This window comes from Natronococcus amylolyticus DSM 10524 (assembly GCF_000337675.1).
Lineage (GTDB): Archaea > Halobacteriota > Halobacteria > Halobacteriales > Natrialbaceae > Natronococcus > Natronococcus amylolyticus.
The window spans coordinates 47,714-67,982 of record NZ_AOIB01000038.1 but is presented as its reverse complement, the minus strand read 5'-3'; the positions used below and the strand labels follow the sequence as shown (position 1 = coordinate 67,982).

The window sequence follows — 20,269 nt, the reverse complement described above, 5'->3', positions numbered from 1 at the left end:
CAATAGCTCAACCGAGGAAACATGTATGACTTAACCGGCTTCCAGCGGGACCTCCTGTACGTCATCGAGGGCGAGGACGAGCCCCACGGGCTAGCGATCCAGGAGGAACTCGAGGAGTACTACGAGAAGGATATCCACCACGGGCGGCTGTACCCGAACCTCGACACGCTCGTCGACAAGGGACTCGTCGAGAAGGGGCAGGTCGACCGACGGACGAACTTCTACACCGTCACTCGACGGGGCAAGCGCGAACTCGAGGCGCGCCGCGAGTGGGAACAGCAGTACGTCGAGGAACTGCTCTCGGAGTCGTAGTCGGCGTCGTCTTTCCCTCTCTTCGGACACCAGCGGCGAGTTCGTCTCGAGCCAGTTTCCGCCCCTGTTCGGAGCCCGTAACCGAACGCACGGGGACTGTAACTAAGGGGGAGACGGGCGGACGAACGTACCATGACACGATCCGGGCCGAAGACGATCGGGGTTCTGGCCGATCCGTACCTCAACGAGTGGCAGGTCCGCGCTCTCGAGCAGCTACGGGCCGACCACGGCGTGACGGTGTCGCTGGTCGTTACCAACGAGGAGAAAGCCGACGGCGACCCCGAGGCGTGGAACACGCGAAACCGGATCGGGCTCGCCGACGCCCGGCAGTTCGTCGACCTCCTCGAGCGCCAGCGGGCGTGGGCGCTCGTGCTCGCGGAGCGCAACTTCGCCAAGCTGATCGGCGAGGAGCGACCGCTCTGGCGGCGTCGATCGGTCGAGAACGTCGCCGTCCTCGCCGACGCCGACCACATCCGGTGTGAGCCCGAAACCGACGGCGCCTGGTACGAGTTCCCGGACGACGTCGTCGACCGCGTCGCCGAGGAGTGTGACGCGCTGGTGCTCTTCGGGTTCGGGCTCGTCCGCGGACCGATTCTCGAGGCGCCCGAATTCGGCGTCTTGAGTTTCCATCCCGCCGACATTCGATCCTACCGAGGGATGGGGCCACCGGCGGTGTTTCACGACGGGCGGGACCGGTGTGGCGCCACGCTCCAGCGGCTAAACGAGTCGATCGACGGCGGTGAGATCGTCGCCTACGACGACGTCGCGATCGACAACTGCGCCACGCTGTGGGACGTCTTCGACCGCGTCGTGAGCCGCCAGGTCTCGCTGCTGAGCGAGGGCGTCGCCAATCTTCGGGATCCGACGTTCGAGCCGACGACCGTCCCCGAGGCCGAGCTGGGCGAGGTTTACTACCGGAAACTGCGCCACAGCCTCTCGTTTTCGGGACGTATCCTGCTGAAGAACCTCGTCGGGCGCGCCCAACGACAGCTTCGGCGGGAGAGCGGGGCCGTCGAATCACCGACCGGGTCGTCCCCGCCAGCCTCGAGCCCCGGTCGCCCGCGCTCCGGGGATTAGCCACCACACGACGCCGAAGCGTCGAACCCTGCAAGGATGCGGCTCAAGCGTGTGGATCGTTCGAGTACGGACGACAGATGGATCCCCTCGAGCTCTCGCGTCAGCTCACGAACCGAGCCGTCCGAACCCCCCGGAAGCTCGGACAGGCGCCGTATCGAACGCTCCAGCTCGCCGCGGCCGAACCGGGCGAGACGCCGTACGACGTGGTCTACGAGGAGCCCCCGGTTCGGCTCCGGCGGTACGACCCGGAGCAGGCGACCGACGCGACGCCGGTAGTGATCGCCTACGCGTTCATCAACGATCCGTCAATCCTCGATTTCTCGCCGGAACGGAGCGTCGTCGGACAGTTCCTCGAGCGGGGCGTTCCAGTCTACGTCGTCGACTGGGGGGATCCCTCGCCGATCGACCGCTCGCTCGGACTCGGGGACTACGTGACGCGCTTCCTCGCGAACTGCGTCGACGCCGTCCGCGAGCGGGAGGGGACCGAGTCGGTACACCTGCTCGGCTACTCGACGTCCGTCCCGCTCGTCGTCGCCTACGCCGCCCTGTTTCCGGACCGCGTTCGGACGCTCGTCCTCCAGGGACCGCCGATCGACTTCCGCGCCGGTGACGATCTCGAGCTGTTTCGGACGCTCGCTGCCGGACACGATCACGAGCGGATCTCGAGNTTTTCCGGACCGCGTTCGGACGCTCGTCCTCCAGGGACCGCCGATCGACTTCCGCGCCGGTGACGATCTCGAGCTGTTTCGGACGCTCGCTGCCGGACACGATCACGAGCGGATCTCGAGGGTGTTCGACGCCGTTCCGACGCCGCTGCTCGAGGTCGGCCTCGCGTGTCGCAAACCGGTCGAGTACACCGTCACCGCGCCGCTTCGACTCTGGGACCGACTGGACGATCCCGCGTTCGTCGAGCAACAGGGGCGAAAACTCGAGTGGGTCGAGGGCGGCCCCGACATTCCGGTGCGGCTCTACCGCGAGTTCGTCGGGGACCTGCTCCTCGAGAACCGGCTGATCGAAAACGAACTCGAGCTCGGCGGTCGACGGATCGAGCTGTCGGCGATCGACGCGCCGACCCTGCTGGTCCTCGGCGAGGACGACAAGTTCGTTCCACGGGAGGCGAGCGTCCCGATTCTCGAGGAGATCGGAAGCGAGGAGGCCGAGATCGTCGAACTCCCGACCGGCCACGTCGGGCTCTCCGTGGCGGACGTCGCCCACGACAGAGGGTGGCCACGGGTCGCCGACTGGTTCGCAGAACGGGGCTGAGATAGCCCTCAAGACCCCTTACGACGGTGTCAACCGATCCCACAGCGACTTCATCTCGGAGGCGGCCGCCAGCGTGTCGAGTTCGCCGTGAGTCGACTGCTCCTCGTCGTAGTTCGCCTCGAGGGGCTCCCTGACCGTCTCGTCGAGTCCGAGTTCGGTCGCGAGCATCGACAGCCCCTCGTAGGTCGTCATCTCGACCCGTTCGGTCATCAGCCCGGCGTTGAGGTAGACGGTGTCGAGCAGGTCCTCGTCGTCGATCTGGGCCTCGAAGCCGCGCCGCTGGGCGTCGATCGCGTCGAGGATCGGCGCCTCGCGGGTCTCCGCCCGAACGTCCAGCGCCTCGAAAACGGCCTCGAGTCGCTCGACCTGGACTCGAGTCTCCTCGCGGTGGTCGGCGAAGCTCTGACGCAGCCGCCCGTTGTTCGCGCTCGTCGCCAGCTCGTCGAGGGTCTCGACGAGTTCCCGTTCGACGTAGTACTGCTGGCGGAGTTTGTAGACGAACAGCCCCTCGAGTGTGTCGATGCTCATACTACGTCAAAGCGCTCGCCCCCGAATAATCGCCGACCACGAACACGCAGGGTGGGTTGCAGTTACTCCGATTCGAACGTCGGAACGTCACCAGGCGTGTCGAAGTCGTGGTAGTGTTCGCCCTTCTCGGCGCTGAGGATGTCGAGCGCCGCCGCGCCGCCGTCGCCGGCGGCGATGATGGCCTGCCACTCCTCGGCGCGAACCATCGCGCCCGTCGCGTAGCAGTTCTCGACGCTCGTCTCCATGCTGAGATTGACGTCGACGGTATCGTCGTCGTCGAACTCGCAACCGATCTCCTCGGCGATCGATCGGTCGGCACCGGTCGCGAGCACGACGTACGTCGCCTCGTACTCGCTGTCGGCGGTCTCGATTCGGAACCCGTCGTCGGTTTCCTCGACGTCGGTCACCTCCTCGGTCATATGGAGGTCAGCACCCCGATCCTGAACCTGGCCCCGGGTAACCGACATGAACTCGCTACCGCTGATGCTGCGGATTCCCGGGTAGTTGAACAGGTGGGCCTTGTGCATCCACGTCTCGTCGGTGTCGAAGACCGCCGTCTCGAGGCCGTTTTTCGCGGTGAAAAGCGCCGTACTCAGTCCGGCTGTACCGCCGCCAACGATGGCTACGTCTGGCATGGCCGGTCCTTCCACGGAGAGCCAGTAAACGGTTGTGTAAGGGGCGGTGCGTTCCGATATCAGTAGCCGATCCCCTCGACGCCGATCCGGGCCGGCTCGGGGGCGGGATCGCTCGAGACGGCGACCTCCCCGCGTTTCTCGTGGTCGCTCTCGGTCCCATCGGTGAGAACGATCGTCCCCTCGATCAGCAGCGGCGCGAGCACACCGGCGACGACGGTTCCAGGATTTGACAGCGGCGCCCGGACGACGACTCGATCGTCGGCCTCGAGGTCGTGTTCCTCGACGACCCCGCGGGCCGCCTCGAGGGCCTCGCCATGAGTGAGCGTTCGCTCCCCGTCGGTCACCAGCGCTGTCTCCGGATCGACCGAAAGCGGGGGGAAGGAGGGGTTCTCGCTCCAGAGCCCGGCGTCGAAGTGGTGGACCCCCGGTTCGTCGGGCTTGTCGCCGTAGTAGACCCGCTGAGCGCCGGGCGGCAGCTCGTAGGCGCCGCCCTCGTCGGTCGGCGCGACGAGGGCCCGGAACCGCTCGTCGTCGGCGAGGTCGGTCGGCGGATCGAATTGGGTAGTAGCCTCGAGCAGGGTCGTCCCGAAGAAGGCGAGCAGCGAGAGGGGACCCTCGCCGACGACGCCCACGGTGACGCCCTCGCGGACGCCCGAGTGACGAAGGAAGTTGCCGGCCTTCCAGGAGGAGGTACACAGCCAGTGGCGGTCGTACTCGCGCCCGGTCGCGTCGACCAGCGCCGTCCGGTCGCCGCGTCGCTCTCGCGCGAGCAGGTCGTCGACTGTCGCGGCGTTCATACCCTCGAGTGAGGGCCGATCGCAAAAAAGCGCGCCGACTCGCGGGCGTCGGTCGTCAGTCGTCGGCCGCCTCCGCCGGCTGCTCGAGGTCGGTCCCGACCAGGTCGAGAAACGCCGCGAGCCACTCGGGATGGTCGGGCCAGGCCTGAGCGGTCACGAGGTTTTCGTCCCGCGCGACGCCCTCCTCCCACTCCGCGCCGGCCTGGCGCATATCGGCCTCGAGTGCGGGGTAGGCCGTACAGGTCCGGCCCTCGAGGACGTCTGCCGCTGCGAGTATCTGCAGGCCGTGACACAGCGTGGCGACGGGTTTCCCTTCCTCGAAGAAGTGCCGAACCGTCTCGAGGACCTCGTCGTACGTACGGAGGTACTCGGGCGCGCGGCCGCCGGGGACGACGAGCGCGTCGTAGTCGCTCGGCTCGACTGCGTCGAACTCGTGGGTCAGCTCGAAGTTGTGCCCCGGCTTCTCGGTGTAGGTCTGATCGCCCTCGAAGTCGTGGATCGCCGTCGGACACTGATCGCCCGCGTCCTTCTCGGGACAGACCGCGTGGACGTCGTGGCCGACCGCCTGTAGCGCCTGGAACGGGACCATCACTTCGTAGTCCTCGACGAAGTCACCCGCCAGCAGGAGTATCTGTTCGGACATGGCGTCTGTGCACACACCACGGAGAAGGAAAACTCGTACCGACGATTGTGGCGACAGTTAGGGGAAGCGACTCGTTTGTCGTTCGGATTCAGCTAAAACGCTCGCTTGATCTTCTCGAAGAAGCCCTCGTTGACCTCGATCTCGTCGCCGCCGGCCTCGGCGAACGCCTCGAGGGCGTCGCGCTGTTCCTCGTTGAGCGAGTCGGGGGTGACGATCTGGACCTTGACGTAGAGGTCGCCGTGGCCGCGTCCGCGCAGGCGGGGCATTCCCTTCCCCTGCAGGCGGAACGTCTCCCCGCTCTGGGTGCCCTCGGGGACGTCGAACTCGACGCTGCCGTCGAGCGTCGGCACCTGGACCGTGTCGCCGAACGTCGCCTGCGGGAACGAAATCGGAAGCCGGTGGCGAAGGTTGTCGCCCTCGCGCTCGAAGTCGTCGTGCTCGGCGACCGCGACGTCGATCAGCAGGTCGCCGCGCGGACCGCCCTCGGGGCTGGGCGCCCCCTCCCGTTCCATCCGCAGGGTCTGGCCGCTCTGGATCCCGGCGGGCACCTCGACGGTCAGGCTCGCCTCGCCGCGGACGTACCCCTCGCCGCGACAGTCACTACAGGTCTCCGAGTACAGCGTTCCCTCCCCCTCACAGCGCGGACAAGCGGTCGTCTGCTGGACCCGGCCCAGCGGCGTCTGCTGGACCTGCGTCACCTGGCCCCGTCCCTGACATTCGGGACAGGTCTCGGCGTCGGCGCTCGGCGGGTGACCCTCGCCGTCACAGGTGTCGCAAGCCTCAGGCCGTTCGACCGAAAACTGCTTCTCGACACCCTCGTAGGCCTCTTCGAGCGTGATCTCGAGTTCGGTTCGCAGGTCGCGGCCCTTGCGCGGGCGCTGGCGACCGCGACCCCCGCCACCGCCGAAGACCTGCTCGAAGATGTCGCCGAGGCCGCCGCCACCCATTCCGCCGCCCATGCCGCCGAACGGGTCGCCGCCCATCCCGCCCGCACCGCCGCCGGCGTCGTAGCCGTGCTTTTCGGCCTGCTCGTAGCGGTCGTGGCCCATTCGGTCGTAGGCCTCGCGTTTCTCCTCGTCGGTCAGCACCTGTTTTGCCTTCTGGATCTTCTTGAACTTCTCCTCGGCGTCGGGGTCGTCGCTGACGTCCGGGTGGTACTCCGTGGCCTTCTCCCGGTAGGCGCTCTTGATCTCGTCGGCGGACGCGTCGCGACTCACGCCGAGAACGTCGTAGAAATCCTCGCTCATTCGTTGTGGGCCGTACTCGGTTGAGACACTTGAAACGACCGTTCCCTCGGCTACCGGGTGTGCTGGCGAACCGCGCCGATCGCGACCCCGGGTCCGTTGTCTAGACGGCGGTCTCGAGACGGCGCTCCGACGCAGCCGTCACGCGGTCTCCCGCTGTCGGGTCGTCTCGTTCGACCGCCATTGGGAGGATATCGCTATCGATCCCTTAGCCGATACGTCGACCACTCGAGGTGTCGTGTCTCGCGGCTATTCTGACGCGCTACCCGCACTCGGGGCACGAACAGACTTCGACCGAGTCGAGAGTATCGAACAGTTGATATGTCTTCGAGTGGTGATAATACTCACACATGTTGGAAAGAGGTTACGTGTCCGGAACCCGCGTTCGAGCCGTCGCCGAAGCGACGTCCCAGTCGGTCGGTATAGTCGGAGTCGATCGCCCGTGAGCACGACTTCGGCGCGGATCAACCCCTCGGTCAGTCGGCTGAGACTCGGCGCGTTCGTGGTGCTCGGCGTCGGCTTCCTGGCGCTCGCCGTCCCAGGGTTCGCCGAGCCGTTGACGTTCTGGACGGGAATCGTGTTCGGAGGGTACGCCTACCCGACCCACGAGCTCCACCACTTCGTCCTCGGCGGCTTCTTCGTGATCCTCCTGCTCGGCGTGTTCGTTCAGGCGGTTCGCCCGAGCGCACGCGTCGGCGCGCTCCACGCCGCGATCGTGATGTGGGTCTCCCTGACGGTCGTGTACGCCGTCGGCGGGGAGTTCTCGTCGATCTTCCTCGTCCTGCTGGCCCTGCTCGTGGGGATGGCGTTGGCACACCCGGCCGGCCGCGATCAGCTTCCGTCGACCGACCGGTTCGACCGTCGGCTGGCCGCGATCGCCGGCGTTACCGCCGTCGGCGGTCTCGCGTTCGCCGGCGTCGAACTCGCTGCCCACTTCGGAACCGGCGACGCCCACGCCGGCTTCGGCCACTACCTGATCATGGCGAGCGCCGCCGTAAGCGCGGGCGCGCTCTCGCTGTACGCGAGCCTCAGGGGCGTCGGCTGGCGGTTCCCCGTCTACGCTGCCGCGGCGCTCATGGCGCTCGTCGGCCTCGGCTCGATCGCCTACCCCGGCGCCGAACAGGGGTCGAGCCTCGGCGTCGGGCTCGGCGCCGCGCTCGTCCTCTGGACCGCGCTGTTTCTCCTCGTCGCGGAGCGAGGAGCAACGCGGAACGCCTCGGACCGCGACGCGGCGATCGCGGAGGGGAGCGGTAGTAGCCGCTGAAAATCAGCGTCCGCTTGATCACACGGCGGCTTCGACGCGAGCCGGGTCGTGCCTCGGCGCGAAACTGAAGCCCGAACTGCGCTCGCGGTCGCGAGCCAACTGGCGAACGAGCACGGTTCCTCGCTCGAGCCCGCCGCCGAACTCGAGTCGAAGCGGACGACCTGTTCGCTCAGTTCTCGTCCTCGTCACCAGCGCGAATCGAAGGTTCCGGACGAATGATGACTCGTCCTGTCAGTTCTCGTCTTCGTTATCGCCGTCGTCTTCGACATCTTCGAAATCGGCGTCGACGTACTCCTCGCTGTCGTCACCGCCGGCTGCGCCACCGGGACCGGCAGCGCCGCCCATGTCGCCCATCCCGCCGGGGCCGGCACCTGCCGCACCGCCAGCGGCGCCGCCGGCCGCACCGCCGGCGCCCGCCGCGCCGGCCTGTTGCTGGTACATCTGCTTGCCGATCTCCTGCAGTTCGGTGCTGAGCTCCTGGGTCGCGTCCTCGAGGTCCTCGGCGTCGGCCTCGTCGTCGTCGACGGTCTCCTCTAAGTCCTCGATCGCCGCCTCGATGTCGGCGCGGACGTCGTCGTCGATCTGGTCGTCGTTCTCGTCGAGGAGCTTCTCGGCGCGCTGGAGCGTCGCCTCGGCCTCGTTACGGGCCTCGATGCGCTGGCGGCGCTTCTCGTCTTCCTCGGCGTGTTGCTCGGCCTCCTGTTGCATCTCATCGATCTCGTCGTCGGAGAGACCGACGCCGCCCTCGATGGTGATCTCCTCGCTCTCGCCGGAGCCCTGATCCTCGGCGGAGACGTTGACGATGCCGTTCTCGTCGAGCGAGAAGGTGACCTCGATCTGGGGCGTTCCGGCCGGGGCCGGCGGGATACCGGTGAGGTGGAACTCGCCGAGCAGTTCGTTCTCCTCGGCGATCTCGCGCTCGCCCTGGAAGACCCGGACCTGCACGGAGGTCTGGCTGTCCGCCGCGGTGGTGAACACTTTCGACTCCTCGGTCGGAATGGTCGTGTTCTTCTCGATCAGGCGCTCGAAGAGGCCGCCCTTGACCTCGATCCCCAGCGACAGCGGGGTGACGTCGAGCAACACGATGTCGTCGACGTCGCCCGAGAGCACGCCGCCCTGGATCGCCGCGCCCAGCGCGACGGCCTCGTCGGGGTTGACGTTCTTCTGGGGCTCCTGGCCGGTGAGCTCCTCGACTTTCTCGCTGACCTGGGGCATCCGGGTCGAGCCACCGACGAGGAGAACTTCGTCGATGTCGCTCTCGTCGTAGCCGGCGTCCTCGAGGGCCTGCTCGGTCGGCTCGACGGTGCGCTCGATGAGGTCCTCGGTGAGGCTCTCGAACTTCGCGCGGGTCAGCGAGTCCTCGAGGTGGACGGGACCGTCGTCGGTCGCAGTAATGAACGGCAGGTTGATGTCCGTCTCCTTTCGACTACTGAGCTCGATCTTGGCCTCCTCGGCGGCGTCTTTCAGCCGCTGGAGGGCCTGGCGGTCCTCGCGGAGGTCGATCCCGTGTTCGGCCTCGAACTCCTCGGCGAGGTAGTCGATGATCGCTTCGTCCCAGTCGTCGCCCCCGAGGTCGTTGTCCCCGTTGGTCGCGACGACCTCGTAGACGCCCCCGCCCAGATCGAGGATGGAGATGTCGAACGTGCCGCCACCGAGGTCGTAGACGAGGACGGTCTGGTCGGACTCGTCGTCGAGACCGTAGGCCATCGACGCCGCGGTCGGCTCGTTGACGATGCGCTCGACGTCGAAGCCGGCGATTTCGCCGGCGTCCTTGGTCGCTTGGCGCTGCTTGTCGTTGAAGTACGCCGGTACGGTGATGACGGCCTTCGCGACGTCGTCGCCGAGGTACTCCTCGGCGTCGTGTTTGATCTTCTGGAGAATCATCGCCGAAATCTCCTCGGGCGTGTACTCCTCGTCGTCTACCTCGACCGTGTAGTCCTCCTCGCCCATGTGGCGCTTGATCGACTGGATCGTCCGGTCGGGATTCTGGACGGCCTGGTTCTTGGCCGGCTTGCCGACGAGTCGCTCGTCGTCGTTGAACGCGACGACCGACGGCGTCGTCCGTTCGCCTTCGCCGTTGGCGATGATCTCCGGATCGCCTCCCTCCATGACCGCGAACGCGCTGTTCGTGGTACCGAGGTCGATACCGAGAATCTTGTTGCTCGTCATTACGAGACGGGTAATGCTCACTTTGGTTTAAAGCTTATCACAGCGAGTGAGCGCACTTTGGATTACAGCAGATACCGTGGGAGGAGACCTCTCAAGCTGGATATTGACTTTTCGTTCGGCTACTGTTCGTTCCACGGAACGAGCCCTCGCGACGGACCGAGCGGGGAGGCCGACGGGATCCACGGGTCCGCGGGACCGTGACGGCACTCTCGCTTCGCTCGAGTGAATTGCCTCGAGTGCCGTAGCCCGCCGTCTCGCGTTGAATGCCTCTGGCCACAACGTAGAGCTACACGGGAAGTCGTCCCGCGGTGTTCTCGCATCGCCGTTCGTGCCGTCTAGCACGTTTCCACGCCGGTAGGTGAGGCGAGGTTTCCGGACCCAGTTGCGGGCCCGCCTCCGAACGATCCGACTCGCTGTACGCCGCGTGGTTACTGCGCGAGCCGGTGCCCGGTCGCCGAAGGGTGCCGAGTACACGGTACGAGCGACTCACTCGGGATTCCGATCCGCCGTCCGCAAACCTATAAAGCATATTACCATCCGGGAGCGGAACGGGATATGGACGATGCACTACTCGGTGCACACCTGCGTGCGATTCGGGCTGCGATAATCGCTGTCGCACTGGCTCTGTTAGCCATTTCGGTCTCCGTCGGAACTGTCGGACCGGTTTGGATGATCTTTGGGGCCACGGCTATCGGTTTCATCGTTTACTCCGTGGCACCCTCTTCGTATACTACGGGTGGCGACACGTGAGCGAATCTCTGGTCAGTTCGTCCGGTATCGGTCCGCAGAGCGGATAACGCAGCCGTGCTCCGATCTACTGCCACGAACAGCAATTCCGAGGGGTAGTGCTGAACTCGGTTTCGCAGATAGAGCGGGTACGCTACTTCGCGCCTCGAGGAACTACTCCGCCGTGTCCTCGTTTGCGTCGTCCTCGAGTTCACCGTTCGAGACCGTCACCTGGGCGTTCTGGATGACCTTCTCGCCCATCTCGTAGCCCGGCGTGTAGACGTCGGCGACGGTCCCCTCGGGCTGGTCGCTGTCGACCTGCATCATGACCTCGTGGCGCTGGGGGTCGGTCTCGGTTCCGGGCTCGGGGTCGATCTCGGAGACGTCCTCGTCGGCGAGGACGCGGTCGAACTCCCGCATCGTCATCTCGACGCCCTCACGGAGGCTCTCGACGTCGTCGCTGTCCTCCTCGAGTGCGCGCTTGAGGTTGTCCCGGACGCCGACGAGTCGCTCGACCAGATCCTCGGTCGCGCGGTCTTTCATCTGCTCCTGGCGCTTTTTCGCCCGCTTCTTGTAGTTCTGGAAGTCGGCCTGCTTGCGCTTGAGCCGGCCCTCGAGGTCTTCGATCTCTGCTTCGGCCTCCTCGAGCTCGGCGCGGAGCTGCTCGACGGTCTCCTCGTCGATCTCGGTCTCGCCGCCGGCCGTCTCCGGCTCCGGCTCGGCCGTTTCCGCGTCCGATTCGTCGCCCGTGTCGGTCTCGACGCCGTCGCCGCCGTCGGGTCGATCCTCGGACGGGACACCCTGGGCTGACGCGTTCGTGCCCTCGTCTTCGCTCATGATCGGGTCAACGGCCAGCGGCGGTAAAAGGGTTGAGATCCGGACTCGACGGGGCGCGATCCGACGATATATGTGCCCGCCGACCGCAGTGTTCGGCGTGACACCGACGGCTGAGGAGGGAGTCATCGAGCTCCGGTACGAGGACGGCACCGTCCGCCTCGAGGGACTGACTCCGGAACTCGTGTCGGCGCTACGAGAGCACGTTCCGGAGCTCGAGTCGGATCCCAGATCGGGCGGTCGACGCGTTCCCGCCCTGCGGTACGCGCCGCTTCGGGCGGCGCCGGCGCTCGAGGAAATCGACGTTCGGGATCGAGTGCTCGAGCGCAGCTCTCTTTCGGAGCTGCGCTCGGCGTACGAACTCCGCGAGTACCAGCAGGAGGCGCTGTCGGCCTGGCTCGAGACCGACCGCTGGGCGGGCCTCGAACCCGACGGAACGCTCCCCGTCGACCGCGCCCCCGCGGGCGTCCTCGAGCTTCCCACCGGCAGCGGAAAGACCGTCATCGCGCTGAAGGCGATCGAGCGCCTCGCGACGCCGACGCTCGTCGTCGTCCCGACGATCGATTTACTCGAGCAGTGGCAGCGCGAACTCGAGCGCGAGTTCGATCTCGAGATCGGGCGCTTCGGCGGGGGCGAACAACGACTCGGTCCGATCACCGTCTCGACGTACGACTCGGCGTACCTCAAGGCCGACTCGGTGGGCGATCGGTTCGGGCTGGTGGTCTTCGACGAGGTCCACCACCTCGGCGGCGAGGGCTACCGCGAGATCGCCCGACTGCTCGCCGCACCCGCACGGCTGGGGCTGACCGCGACGTTCGAGCGACCCGACGGCGCCCACGAGATTATCGAGGACGTCGTCGGCCCGCTGGTCTACCGGATCTCGCCCGACGAGCTGGCGGGCGACCACCTCGCACCGTACGACGTGAAACGCTTCGAGGTCTCGCTGACTCCCGAGGAGCGCGAGGAGTACGACCGCAACCAGGAGGTGTTCGCGGACTACCTCGCGACGTCGAACATCCAGTTCTCGAGCGGCTCGGACTATCAGGAGCTCGTCAAGCGATCCGGTTCGGACCCCGAGGCCCGCGAAGCACTGCTCGCGCGCCAGCGCGCCCGCGAGATCACCTACGGAAGCGAGGCGAAGATCGACGCCCTCGAGGGGATTCTCGAGGACCACCGCGGCGAGCGGATCATCGTCTTCACGGCGTTCAACGACCTCGCGTACGACGTCAGCGAGCGGTTCCTGATCCCGACGATCACCCACCAAACCGGGGCCGCCGAACGACGGGAGATCCTCGAACGCTTCCGCAACGGCACTTATACGCGCATCGCAACCTCGAACGTCCTCGACGAGGGGGTCGACGTCCCCGACGCGAACGTCGCCGTCGTCCTCTCGGGCAGCGGCAGCGAGCGAGAGTTCACTCAGCGGCTCGGACGGATTCTGCGGCCGAAAGCCGACGGCGGGCGCGCGCTGCTGTACGAGGTCGTCGCGAGCGAAACGGCCGAAGAGCGGACGTCGCGGCGGCGGCGAGAGTGATCGCTGTCGTGCCTTTCGGCTCCGGGGGTCGAACCGACCCCCGCAGGGTCGATTTTCGCGGAACCCTGCTCTCGGATCAGTGCTCCTCCCGCAGATGGGTGTCGAGGAACTCGACCTGATCGTCGACCACGTCCTCGAACCCCTCGAGGAACCCGCCGAAGTGCCCAACGGAGTAGCTGCGCAGCTCACCGCGAGGGGCATGGTCGGCGGCCCGCTCGATCGACTTGCGGGGTACCATGCTGTCCTCGGTAGCGAGGCAGAACAACGACGCACAGCGGACCTGACGGGCGTCGCGCACCGGTCGCACTTTCGGGAGGGGGTGGCTTGGCCTCGCGAGAAACTCGTTGCGCCAGCCCGAGTCCGCAGCGCACACGGCCTCGAAACCGGGTGCCGCCTCGGGCTGGTTCAACATCGCCGACGAGCCAGGCGGTCCGGTGACGGGCATTCGAATCGGTCGACGCCCTACCACCGCGCGTACCATCGCGGCGGTGTACCGCGCGTTTCTTCGGACGCCGTACTTGAGCGCCGCTCGTAGGCCGTCGAGCATCGGGAACATCGCGACCGCCGCCGCCAGTCGCTCGTCGCGCGCGGCGACGTGGACGACGTGCCCGCCGCTGAAGGAGAACCCCCAGACCGCGATCCGGTCGGCGTCGATTCCGTCGAGCGTGCGTGCGAAGACGACGGCGGCAGTGAGGTCGGCGCGCTGGCGCTGATAGTCTACGAGTTGGCGAGGCTCGCCGTCGCTGTCCCCAAGGTGACGGAAGTCGACGGTCAACGCCGCGAAACCGGCGTCCGCGAACCGTTCTGCGAAGCGAGGCAGTCCGTCGCGGCGGGTCAGGCTGAAGCCGTTTCCCATCACCACGCAGGGTACGTTGCCCGCTGTAGCGGCGGCGGGACGATACAGCGTAGCCGCACACTGCTCGCCAGCCGAACGGAAGCGATACTCCTCTGACCCGCTCCTCGCGACCTCGGTGCCGTCCGGCGAACCGACGGCACGGTTCGGCTCCTCAGCGGTCACTCTCTCTGTTCCCATCGCGCTCTCACCGTCCCTGGTCGATGTCGAGGAAGACGGCCTGCTCGCCCCCTTCGGTCCACGCGTCGTGTCCCGGCGGTATCACCGAGACGTCGCCCGCTCGAAGCGTCTTACGGGTGCCGTCGTCCATCTCGACCGTCATCTCGCCGGAGAGCATGCACAGATGGTGGTGTTCCGAACAGATCTCCGCTCCGATCACGGGTCCGTAGTGGTCGGACCACACCCATCCCGGTTCGACCGTGATTCGGTAGAACGTCGTGTCGCCGAGCTCCGCAGCTTCGACCGCTGCCTTCTCGAACGTCTCCTCGATGGATACGAGTGGCGCTGCCTGTATCGCGTTGCTGGCTGTTGCTGTTTCGTTTGCCATTGTAGCGATGGGTAGTACGATGGGCGAGACATTGTAGGCAACTAGTGACGTTCGTGCAGTCGCTGACCGGACTCCAGCGAGTAGGCAAGACAAGGACCGTCCCGTCTACACGGACGATTCGATCCGTCGCTGCGGAGTGGTCGTCGTTTCGTATCCACGGAGTTGTGTCGAACGCACGACAGCCGTGTAGTATGGTAACCATCACGTGAGACGCACATCCGCAGCATCTCGTCTCGAGGTTCACCCGTAGTTCTACTCCACGAGTGGTGAGCGCCTCGGGCGGGGTGGTACGGTGGGAAAACCGATGTCGTCAGGAGTCGACGATCCCGCTTCGGTCACTCTCCGTACGCGAGCGTCGAGAGGCCCGCGTTCTCGGCCTGGCGGGTGTCCTGGCGGCTCCACTGGACGACGACCGGGACGTTCGACTCGACGACGATCCCGTAGTCCTCGCCCAGCGGCGGCGCGTACGGATCGATCAGGTCGTTGATCCGGACGTGGCGCACTCGCCGAGGCGCGACGCTCAGCGGGTACGGGCCCGCCTCGTTGCCGTCCGCGTAGTGGAGGGTCACCTCGAGCGTCGCCATCTCGTCGCCGGCGTTGAGCAGACACAGCTTCTCGTGGCTGACCATCTCCGGCTCGGAGCCGGTGCTGTCGACTGGCACGTGGCCGCCGGGGAGCTCCCAGCGCCTCTCCCCGATCGGATCGGTTGCATTGTTGTCCTCGTCGGTCATGGTTCTCCCTCGACTCGCTCGGTCGTTCGCGTCTCGTCGCTTCGTTCGTCGTCCGTCGTCGTCGCTCCCAGCAGCTCCTCGAGATACTCGGTCACGAACACGCCCTCGGGATCCAGCTCGCTGCGGATCTCCTGGAAGCGCTCCCACTCGGGGTACAGCTCGCCGAGCTCGGGCGCCCGCAGGGTGTGTTTCTTCCCCCAGTGGGGGCGGCCGTCGTACTCGTTGAATATCGGCTCGATGTCCTCGAAGTACGGCCAGTGCTCGAGTTCGGCGTTCTGAATACACGAAATGGTCATTACGTCGCGGTCGTACTCCGTCGAGAGCATGGCGTCGTCGGCCGCGACGGTACGAACGAGCAGCCGCCAGCCGACGTCGGCCCGCCAGTTCTCGCGGACTCGCTCGCGCACCTCCTCGAGACAGTCGAACCCGTCCTCGATCGGGACGGCGTACTCCATCTCGTCGAACTCGCGGCCGATGTCGTCGTGCTCGGGGATCGTCTCCTGCCACCAGCCGGTCTGGTCCTCGACGAGCGTCGCGTACGAGAGATCCTCGTGGTCGGTCCCCCCGCCGGGCGCGTTGAGCAGGCGCAGTTTCACCTCGTCCGAGCGGGGATACCAGTAGCAGTCGAAGTTGCGGTTCTCCTCGATCAGGTCGGGAAGGTGGTCCCGACACTCGCGCCAGCTCGTACAGTACTCGCGGCGCTGGAGCTTGTAGGTCGTCTGCAGATCCAGCTTCAGTTCGGTGAAAATACCGAGCGTGCCGAGCGACACCCGCGCGGCCCGCAGCAGGTCGGGATCGTCCTCGGCACTAAATTCGCGGATCTCGCCCGTTCCGGTGACCATTCGTCCGCCGACGAGCGAGCCCGCGAGGTTTTCGAATTCGGGACCCGTCCCGTGCGTGCCGGTACCGAACGCTCCCGCGACGGTCTGCATCGTCACGTCGCCGAGGTTCGGCAGCGCGAGGTTCCGATCGTGGAGTTCGGTCCCGGCCTCCTCGAGGGTCGTCCCGGCGTACAGCGTCGCCGTCTTCGCCTCGGGGTCGTGGTCGACGACGCCGGTCATGTTCGTCAGGGAGACGACGACGTCCTCGGTTTCGACGACGGGCGTCCAGGAGTGGCCCGCCCCGGCGACGCGGACGGTTCGGTCCGCCTCGACACAGCGGCGGACGATCTCCTGGAGTTCGGACTCGCTCTCGGGCTCGAGGATTCGATCGGGTTCGAACGAGACGCTCCCCGACCAGTTCGTCCACTCCTCGGCGTCGGTCGCTTCGCCTGCGATCTCTTCGTCCGACACCGGCGCCATCGTCACTCACCCGGATGCGCGATGGTCGTGAGCAGGGCGTTCTCGGCCTGACGCGAGTCCAGCCGGGTGTGCTGGCAGACGACGGGGACGTCGGACTCGAGCACGCTCGCGAAGTCCTCGCCCTTCGGCACCGGTTCGGGATCCTCGAGGTCGTTGAACCGGAAGTGTCGGGTTCGCTCGGCGGGGACGGTCAGCTCGTAGGGGCCGACGGGCTCGCGGTCGGTGAAGTACAGCGTGAGTTCGATCGACGCCGCCTCGTCGTTCGTGTTCAGGACACAGACGGTCTCGTGGCTTTCCATCTCGGGTTCGGGGCCGGTGCTCTCCTCGGGGATGTACCCCTCCGGAATCGCCCACGTGTGTTTCCCAGTCATCGTCCCGCAGTGGGACTGGCACGGGCATAACGAGCCGGCCTGTACCCTCAGGCGAGGGCGCTCGCTCCCGGAGTCCGTGGCGATCGCGACTCGAGACGAAACCGCCGGACTGCACTCGAGTCGGTAGCTATATACCGTCGCTGTGTGCCAGCTTCACCCATGCTGCTGGGAGTACCGACGGGGACCGCCATCGCGCTGTTCGTGATGGTGGCGCTTCCGATCGCGACGCTCGTGCTGTACTGGATCGATCGAACGACCAACGACGGCTACGTCTCGGTTCTGGGGAGGCGGTGAGATGGTCTCGACGATCCAGCTCACCTTCGGCGTATACCTGCTCATCCTGCTGGCGATCGGGGCGTACTTCTTCGTGACGACCGAGACGAACCGGCTTTCCGAGTACCTTCTCGCGGATCGGGACGTGGGGGCCTGGCCGGTTGCGATCTCCGAAGTGTCCTCCGTCGCCAGCGGCTGGACCTTTTTCGCCTGGGTCGGGATGGGCTTTCTGACCGGGATCCACGGCCTGTGGTTCTCGATCACGATGATCTTCATCATCGTCTTCATGTACCGCTACGTCGGCTCACGGTTTCGCCGCCAGTCCGAGGAGCTGGGAAGCATCACGATCGCCGACCACCTCTCGCTCGCGGTCGAGGACGCCAGGCTCAGCACGTACGTTCGGGTGGTCGCGACGGTTTCGATCCTGCTGTTTATGGGCGCCTACGTCGGCGCCCAGATCATCGCCGTCGGTGAGGCGATGGACACCGGGATCGGTATCGATTACGCGATTGCGATCACCGTCGGCGGCGTCATCGTCGGCCTGTACACGATGCTCGGCGGGTTCAACGCCTCGATCTGGACCGACGTCTTCCAGGGGATCCTCATCTTCGTCGCCGCGGTGACGCTCCCGGTGTTGATGATCGCCGAGATCGGCGGCTGGTCGGCGTTCGTCACGGAGGCGGCGGCCGTCGAGGACGCGGCGCTGCTCGAGATGTCCGCCGGGCTGGCCGGACAGGCGTTCCTGCTCTCGGCGCTCGGGCTGGTGACGTTCGCGTTCGGGACCATCGGGCAGCCCCACTCGCTGATGCGGCTCCAGGCGATCCGCTCGGAGCGGCTGCTCAGCCCCGCATCGGTCATCTCCGTCTCCTTCCAGTCGCTCCGACTGACGGTGCCGCTGCTGATCGGCGCCGCCGGCCGCGTCCTCTACGGCTCCGTTGATAACCCCGAGAACGTCGCGATGATGGCCATCGTCGACTTCTTCCCGGAGCTGATCGCGGGCGTCCTGCTCGCGGCGATCGTCTCCGCGATCCTCTCGACGTCGGACTCGATGCTGCTGGTCGCCTCCTCCGACTTCACGCGGTTCTACGAGGAGAAGATCGATCCGAGCGCGAGCCCGGCCCAACTCATCCTGCTCGGACGAGGGACCGTCGGCGTCCTGGCGCTGGGCGGCGTCGCGCTCGCGTTCGTCCAGCCCGGAACGATCTTCGAGATCATCGAGTTCGCCTACGTCGGGCTCGGCGCGACGTTCGGGCTCCCGTTGCTGTTCATGCTGTTCTGGGAGCGGACGACCGGCGAAGCCGTCCTGGCCGGAATCGTCACCGGCCTGGTGGCGACGTTCGGCGTAGGGTGGATCACGCCCGAGCACTATTCGCTGTTCGTCTGGCCGATCTGCATCGCCGCGATCGTCGCCGTCACGGTCGCCACCTCGAGCAGCGGTACCGACGTCGCCGACGTTCCCGATCCAACTGTGGGCGACGCGCCGGCCGCCGACGACTGAGCGCACGATTTCCCCGGTGCGGATCACTTTTGCGTTCGGCACACCGACTCGAGATAGATGCTGACAAAGGACCTGCTGCGCGTCTCGAGGGCCGGCGGGGGATACCACCCGCAGTTCGCGAGCCGCGAGCACCGGCCCCTCGCCGCCCGCGTCATCGGTACCTACCAGGGCCACGTTGGCGAGTCCCGCGGGGAGCTCGAGGGCGCTCTTACCGATCTCGAGCCCGACGCCGACCACTTCAAGCTCGTCCGGGGCTTCTCGGCCCTGCTCGAGCGCGAGGCGACGTTCGGGACCGACGCCGAGATCGATCCGGAGCGCGCCCGACGGGCGACGTTCGAGGCGGCCGAAGCGGTCGGCGTCGTCACCGGCGCGGAGCGGGAGGCGGCGCTCGCCCGCGCGGCCGACGGGCTCGGACTCTCGCCGGACGCCCTCGAGCGGGCGCTGTACGCCGACCTCGAGGAACGACAGGTTCTCGAAGGGGTCGACTCCCGGTGGGATCCCGACGACCTCGTCGCGCAGTACAACCTCTCGCTGGCCCAGACTGCGCTGTTCGACGCGACCGAGCTCCGCGTCAGGTCGAGCGACCCGAAGGCGCTGGTGTCGGCGATCAAGCGACTTCGGCTGATGTACGAGATCCGCAAGACGGGCGACGCGAACGAAACCGACCTGAGCGACCGCGAGGTCGTCGTCACCGGCCCCACGCACCTCTTCCGAGCCACGCGCCGGTACGGCACCCGTTTCGCTCGACTCCTGCGAACAGTCGCGAAAGCGGACGAGTGGCGACTCGAGGCGACGATCAACGACCGGGGAACCGAACGGATCCTCGAGCTCACCGACGCCGATCCCGTTCGGGTGCCCGACGCCGACCCCGTCGCGGACGTCTCCTTCGATAGCGGCGTCGAGGCCGACTTCGCCGGGCGCTTCTCGAGCCTGGATCTCGACTGGGAGCTCGTCCGCGAACCCGAACCGCTCGAGACCGGAACGCGGGTGATGATCCCCGACTTCGCGTTCGACTACTCGCACGGCGACTTTCGGGTCTTCTTCGAGATCATGGGCTTCTGGACGCCCGAGTACGTCGAAAAGAAGCTCGGCCAGCTCTCGGAACTCGAGGACGTTGAGCTGGTCGTCGCCGTCGACGAGTCGCTTGGCGTCGGCGAGGAGATCGCTGCGCGGGACTTCCGGGCGATCACCTACTCCGGCAGCGTTCGGCTGAAGGACGTCCGCGACGTCCTCCGAGAGTACGAGCGCCAGCTCGTCGCCGACAGCGCGGCCGCGCTGCCCGAGGAGCTGCGACCCGACGCGGACGTTCGCACCCTCGAGGAGCTGGCCGCCGACCGCGGCGTCAGCGAGGACGCCCTGGCCGACGTCGCCTTCCCCGAGCACGAACTGGTCGGCCGAACGCTGATTCGCCCGTCGGTGCTCGAGGAACTCGCCGAGGAGCTCGAGGCCGGTATCTCGCTCTCGGAGGCCGAGTCGGTCCTCGAACGCTACGGCGTCGATGACTCGAGCGCGGTGCTCTCGAAACTCGGCTATCGCGTCGAGTGGGAGGGGCTCGCGGGTGGGACACTCGTCGAACGCTGACGGTTGTCCCGCTGGACGAACGACTGATCTCGCCGATTCAGTGGTGTCCTACAACCCACAGTGGTTGTAATCGATAAAACAACCTTTT

The 20,269-nt window shown here is 66.6% G+C and carries 20 protein-coding genes; 8 read left to right on the top strand and 12 right to left on the bottom strand.

The window, feature by feature from the left end:
• The first annotated feature begins 21 nt into the window (after window positions 1-21).
• From C491_RS19575 to C491_RS19565, 3 genes are all read left to right on the top strand, one after another.
• Window positions 22-312 (top strand): PadR family transcriptional regulator, encoded by a 291-nt coding sequence (locus C491_RS19575; protein WP_005559536.1) that lies wholly within the window; start codon window positions 22-24, stop codon window positions 310-312.
• A 132-nt stretch (window positions 313-444) separates the two neighbouring features.
• Complete coding sequence (locus C491_RS19570) at window positions 445-1,389, top strand: formyltransferase family protein (protein ID WP_005559535.1); 945 nt, start codon at window positions 445-447, stop codon at window positions 1,387-1,389.
• Window positions 1,390-1,466: 77 nt separating this feature from the next.
• Window positions 1,467-2,120, top strand: coding sequence for an alpha/beta fold hydrolase (locus tag C491_RS19565; protein ID WP_241431370.1), 654 nt, complete (start codon window positions 1,467-1,469; stop codon window positions 2,118-2,120).
• Window positions 2,121-2,670: 550 nt separating this feature from the next.
• On the opposite strand, the gene C491_RS19555 is transcribed toward C491_RS19565, so the two are convergent.
• The 5 genes from C491_RS19555 to dnaJ all read right to left on the bottom strand — a co-directional run bounded on the left by C491_RS19555 (window position 2,671) and on the right by dnaJ (window position 6,502).
• The gene (locus tag C491_RS19555) at window positions 2,671-3,180 is read right to left on the bottom strand and encodes a YciE/YciF ferroxidase family protein (RefSeq protein WP_005559534.1); all 510 of its coding nucleotides are present in this window, start codon (window positions 3,178-3,180) and stop codon (window positions 2,671-2,673) included.
• Window positions 3,181-3,242: 62 nt separating this feature from the next.
• A complete protein-coding gene (locus tag C491_RS19550) occupies window positions 3,243-3,815 on the bottom strand; it encodes an NAD(P)/FAD-dependent oxidoreductase (RefSeq protein ID WP_005559533.1) in 573 nt (190 codons plus the stop codon).
• Between the two features lie 59 nt (window positions 3,816-3,874).
• Entirely contained in the window at window positions 3,875-4,612 is a 738-nt protein-coding gene (locus C491_RS19545) for a hypothetical protein (protein ID WP_005559532.1), read from the bottom strand.
• A 55-nt stretch (window positions 4,613-4,667) separates the two neighbouring features.
• On the bottom strand, window positions 4,668-5,255 hold the full coding sequence (locus C491_RS19540; protein WP_005559531.1) for a DJ-1/PfpI family protein: 588 nt from the start codon (window positions 5,253-5,255) through the stop codon (window positions 4,668-4,670).
• Window positions 5,256-5,347: 92 nt separating this feature from the next.
• The gene (gene dnaJ / locus C491_RS19535; protein WP_005559530.1) at window positions 5,348-6,502 is read right to left on the bottom strand and encodes a molecular chaperone DnaJ; all 1,155 of its coding nucleotides are present in this window, start codon (window positions 6,500-6,502) and stop codon (window positions 5,348-5,350) included.
• A gap of 439 nt (window positions 6,503-6,941) precedes the next feature.
• On the opposite strand from dnaJ, the gene C491_RS19530 reads away from it, so the two are divergent.
• On the top strand, window positions 6,942-7,763 hold the full coding sequence (locus C491_RS19530) for a hypothetical protein (RefSeq protein WP_005559529.1): 822 nt from the start codon (window positions 6,942-6,944) through the stop codon (window positions 7,761-7,763).
• Window positions 7,764-7,994: 231 nt separating this feature from the next.
• Here the strand turns inward: C491_RS19530 and dnaK are convergent, their stop codons facing one another.
• Window positions 7,995-9,932, bottom strand: coding sequence for a molecular chaperone DnaK (dnaK, locus tag C491_RS19525; protein WP_005559528.1), 1,938 nt, complete (start codon window positions 9,930-9,932; stop codon window positions 7,995-7,997).
• Between the two features lie 900 nt (window positions 9,933-10,832).
• Entirely contained in the window at window positions 10,833-11,495 is a 663-nt protein-coding gene (locus tag C491_RS19520) for a nucleotide exchange factor GrpE (protein ID WP_005559525.1), read from the bottom strand.
• A 70-nt stretch (window positions 11,496-11,565) separates the two neighbouring features.
• Here C491_RS19520 and C491_RS19515 point away from each other — a divergent pair, with 70 nt between their 5' ends.
• Window positions 11,566-13,026 carry a DEAD/DEAH box helicase gene (locus tag C491_RS19515; protein ID WP_005559523.1) on the top strand — a complete coding sequence of 487 codons (1,461 nt, stop codon included), beginning with the start codon at window positions 11,566-11,568 and terminating at the stop codon, window positions 13,024-13,026.
• Between the two features lie 76 nt (window positions 13,027-13,102).
• On the opposite strand, the gene C491_RS19510 is transcribed toward C491_RS19515, so the two are convergent.
• From C491_RS19510 to C491_RS19490, 5 genes are all read right to left on the bottom strand, one after another.
• Window positions 13,103-14,059, bottom strand: a complete 957-nt coding sequence (locus tag C491_RS19510) for an alpha/beta hydrolase (RefSeq protein WP_005559522.1) — start codon at window positions 14,057-14,059, stop codon at window positions 13,103-13,105.
• A gap of 7 nt (window positions 14,060-14,066) precedes the next feature.
• Complete coding sequence (locus C491_RS19505) at window positions 14,067-14,426, bottom strand: cupin domain-containing protein (protein ID WP_005559520.1); 360 nt, start codon at window positions 14,424-14,426, stop codon at window positions 14,067-14,069.
• Between the two features lie 335 nt (window positions 14,427-14,761).
• Window positions 14,762-15,157 (bottom strand): sensory rhodopsin transducer, encoded by a 396-nt coding sequence (locus C491_RS19500; protein ID WP_005559518.1) that lies wholly within the window; start codon window positions 15,155-15,157, stop codon window positions 14,762-14,764.
• Complete coding sequence (locus tag C491_RS19495; protein WP_049892387.1) at window positions 15,154-16,458, bottom strand: D-arabinono-1,4-lactone oxidase; 1,305 nt, start codon at window positions 16,456-16,458, stop codon at window positions 15,154-15,156. The genes C491_RS19500 and C491_RS19495 overlap by 4 nt, the downstream gene beginning before the upstream one ends.
• Before the next feature lie 2 nt (window positions 16,459-16,460).
• Entirely contained in the window at window positions 16,461-16,829 is a 369-nt protein-coding gene (locus C491_RS19490) for a sensory rhodopsin transducer (protein WP_005559514.1), read from the bottom strand.
• Between the two features lie 159 nt (window positions 16,830-16,988).
• Here C491_RS19490 and C491_RS24075 point away from each other — a divergent pair, with 159 nt between their 5' ends.
• The 3 genes from C491_RS24075 to C491_RS19480 are packed head-to-tail and all read left to right on the top strand — an operon-like array spanning window position 16,989 to window position 20,181.
• Entirely contained in the window at window positions 16,989-17,123 is a 135-nt protein-coding gene (locus tag C491_RS24075; protein ID WP_275040027.1) for a hypothetical protein, read from the top strand.
• 1 nt (window position 17,124) lies between these two features.
• On the top strand, window positions 17,125-18,600 hold the full coding sequence (locus C491_RS19485) for a sodium/proline symporter (protein ID WP_005559512.1): 1,476 nt from the start codon (window positions 17,125-17,127) through the stop codon (window positions 18,598-18,600).
• 57 nt (window positions 18,601-18,657) lie between these two features.
• Entirely contained in the window at window positions 18,658-20,181 is a 1,524-nt protein-coding gene (locus C491_RS19480) for a DUF790 family protein (RefSeq protein WP_005559509.1), read from the top strand.
• Window positions 20,182-20,269: the final 88 nt, after the last annotated feature.

Coding starts and splice junctions, on each gene's coding strand:
- C491_RS19575 (WP_005559536.1), top strand. CDS start 22: ATGTATGACTTAACCGGCTTCCAGCGGGACCTCCTGTACGTCATCGAG.
- C491_RS19570 (WP_005559535.1), top strand. CDS start 445: ATGACACGATCCGGGCCGAAGACGATCGGGGTTCTGGCCGATCCGTAC.
- C491_RS19555 (WP_005559534.1), bottom strand. CDS start 3,180: ATGAGCATCGACACACTCGAGGGGCTGTTCGTCTACAAACTCCGCCAG.
- C491_RS19550 (WP_005559533.1), bottom strand. CDS start 3,815: ATGCCAGACGTAGCCATCGTTGGCGGCGGTACAGCCGGACTGAGTACG.
- C491_RS19545 (WP_005559532.1), bottom strand. CDS start 4,612: ATGAACGCCGCGACAGTCGACGACCTGCTCGCGCGAGAGCGACGCGGC.
- C491_RS19540 (WP_005559531.1), bottom strand. CDS start 5,255: ATGTCCGAACAGATACTCCTGCTGGCGGGTGACTTCGTCGAGGACTAC.
- dnaJ (WP_005559530.1), bottom strand. CDS start 6,502: ATGAGCGAGGATTTCTACGACGTTCTCGGCGTGAGTCGCGACGCGTCC.
- dnaK (WP_005559528.1), bottom strand. CDS start 9,932: ATGACGAGCAACAAGATTCTCGGTATCGACCTCGGTACCACGAACAGC.
- C491_RS19520 (WP_005559525.1), bottom strand. CDS start 11,495: ATGAGCGAAGACGAGGGCACGAACGCGTCAGCCCAGGGTGTCCCGTCC.
- C491_RS19515 (WP_005559523.1), top strand. CDS start 11,566: ATGTGCCCGCCGACCGCAGTGTTCGGCGTGACACCGACGGCTGAGGAG.
- C491_RS19510 (WP_005559522.1), bottom strand. CDS start 14,059: ATGGGAACAGAGAGAGTGACCGCTGAGGAGCCGAACCGTGCCGTCGGT.
- C491_RS19505 (WP_005559520.1), bottom strand. CDS start 14,426: ATGGCAAACGAAACAGCAACAGCCAGCAACGCGATACAGGCAGCGCCA.
- C491_RS19500 (WP_005559518.1), bottom strand. CDS start 15,157: ATGACCGACGAGGACAACAATGCAACCGATCCGATCGGGGAGAGGCGC.
- C491_RS19495 (WP_049892387.1), bottom strand. CDS start 16,458: ATGGCGCCGGTGTCGGACGAAGAGATCGCAGGCGAAGCGACCGACGCC.
- C491_RS19490 (WP_005559514.1), bottom strand. CDS start 16,829: ATGACTGGGAAACACACGTGGGCGATTCCGGAGGGGTACATCCCCGAG.
- C491_RS24075 (WP_275040027.1), top strand. CDS start 16,989: ATGCTGCTGGGAGTACCGACGGGGACCGCCATCGCGCTGTTCGTGATG.
- C491_RS19485 (WP_005559512.1), top strand. CDS start 17,125: ATGGTCTCGACGATCCAGCTCACCTTCGGCGTATACCTGCTCATCCTG.
- C491_RS19480 (WP_005559509.1), top strand. CDS start 18,658: ATGCTGACAAAGGACCTGCTGCGCGTCTCGAGGGCCGGCGGGGGATAC.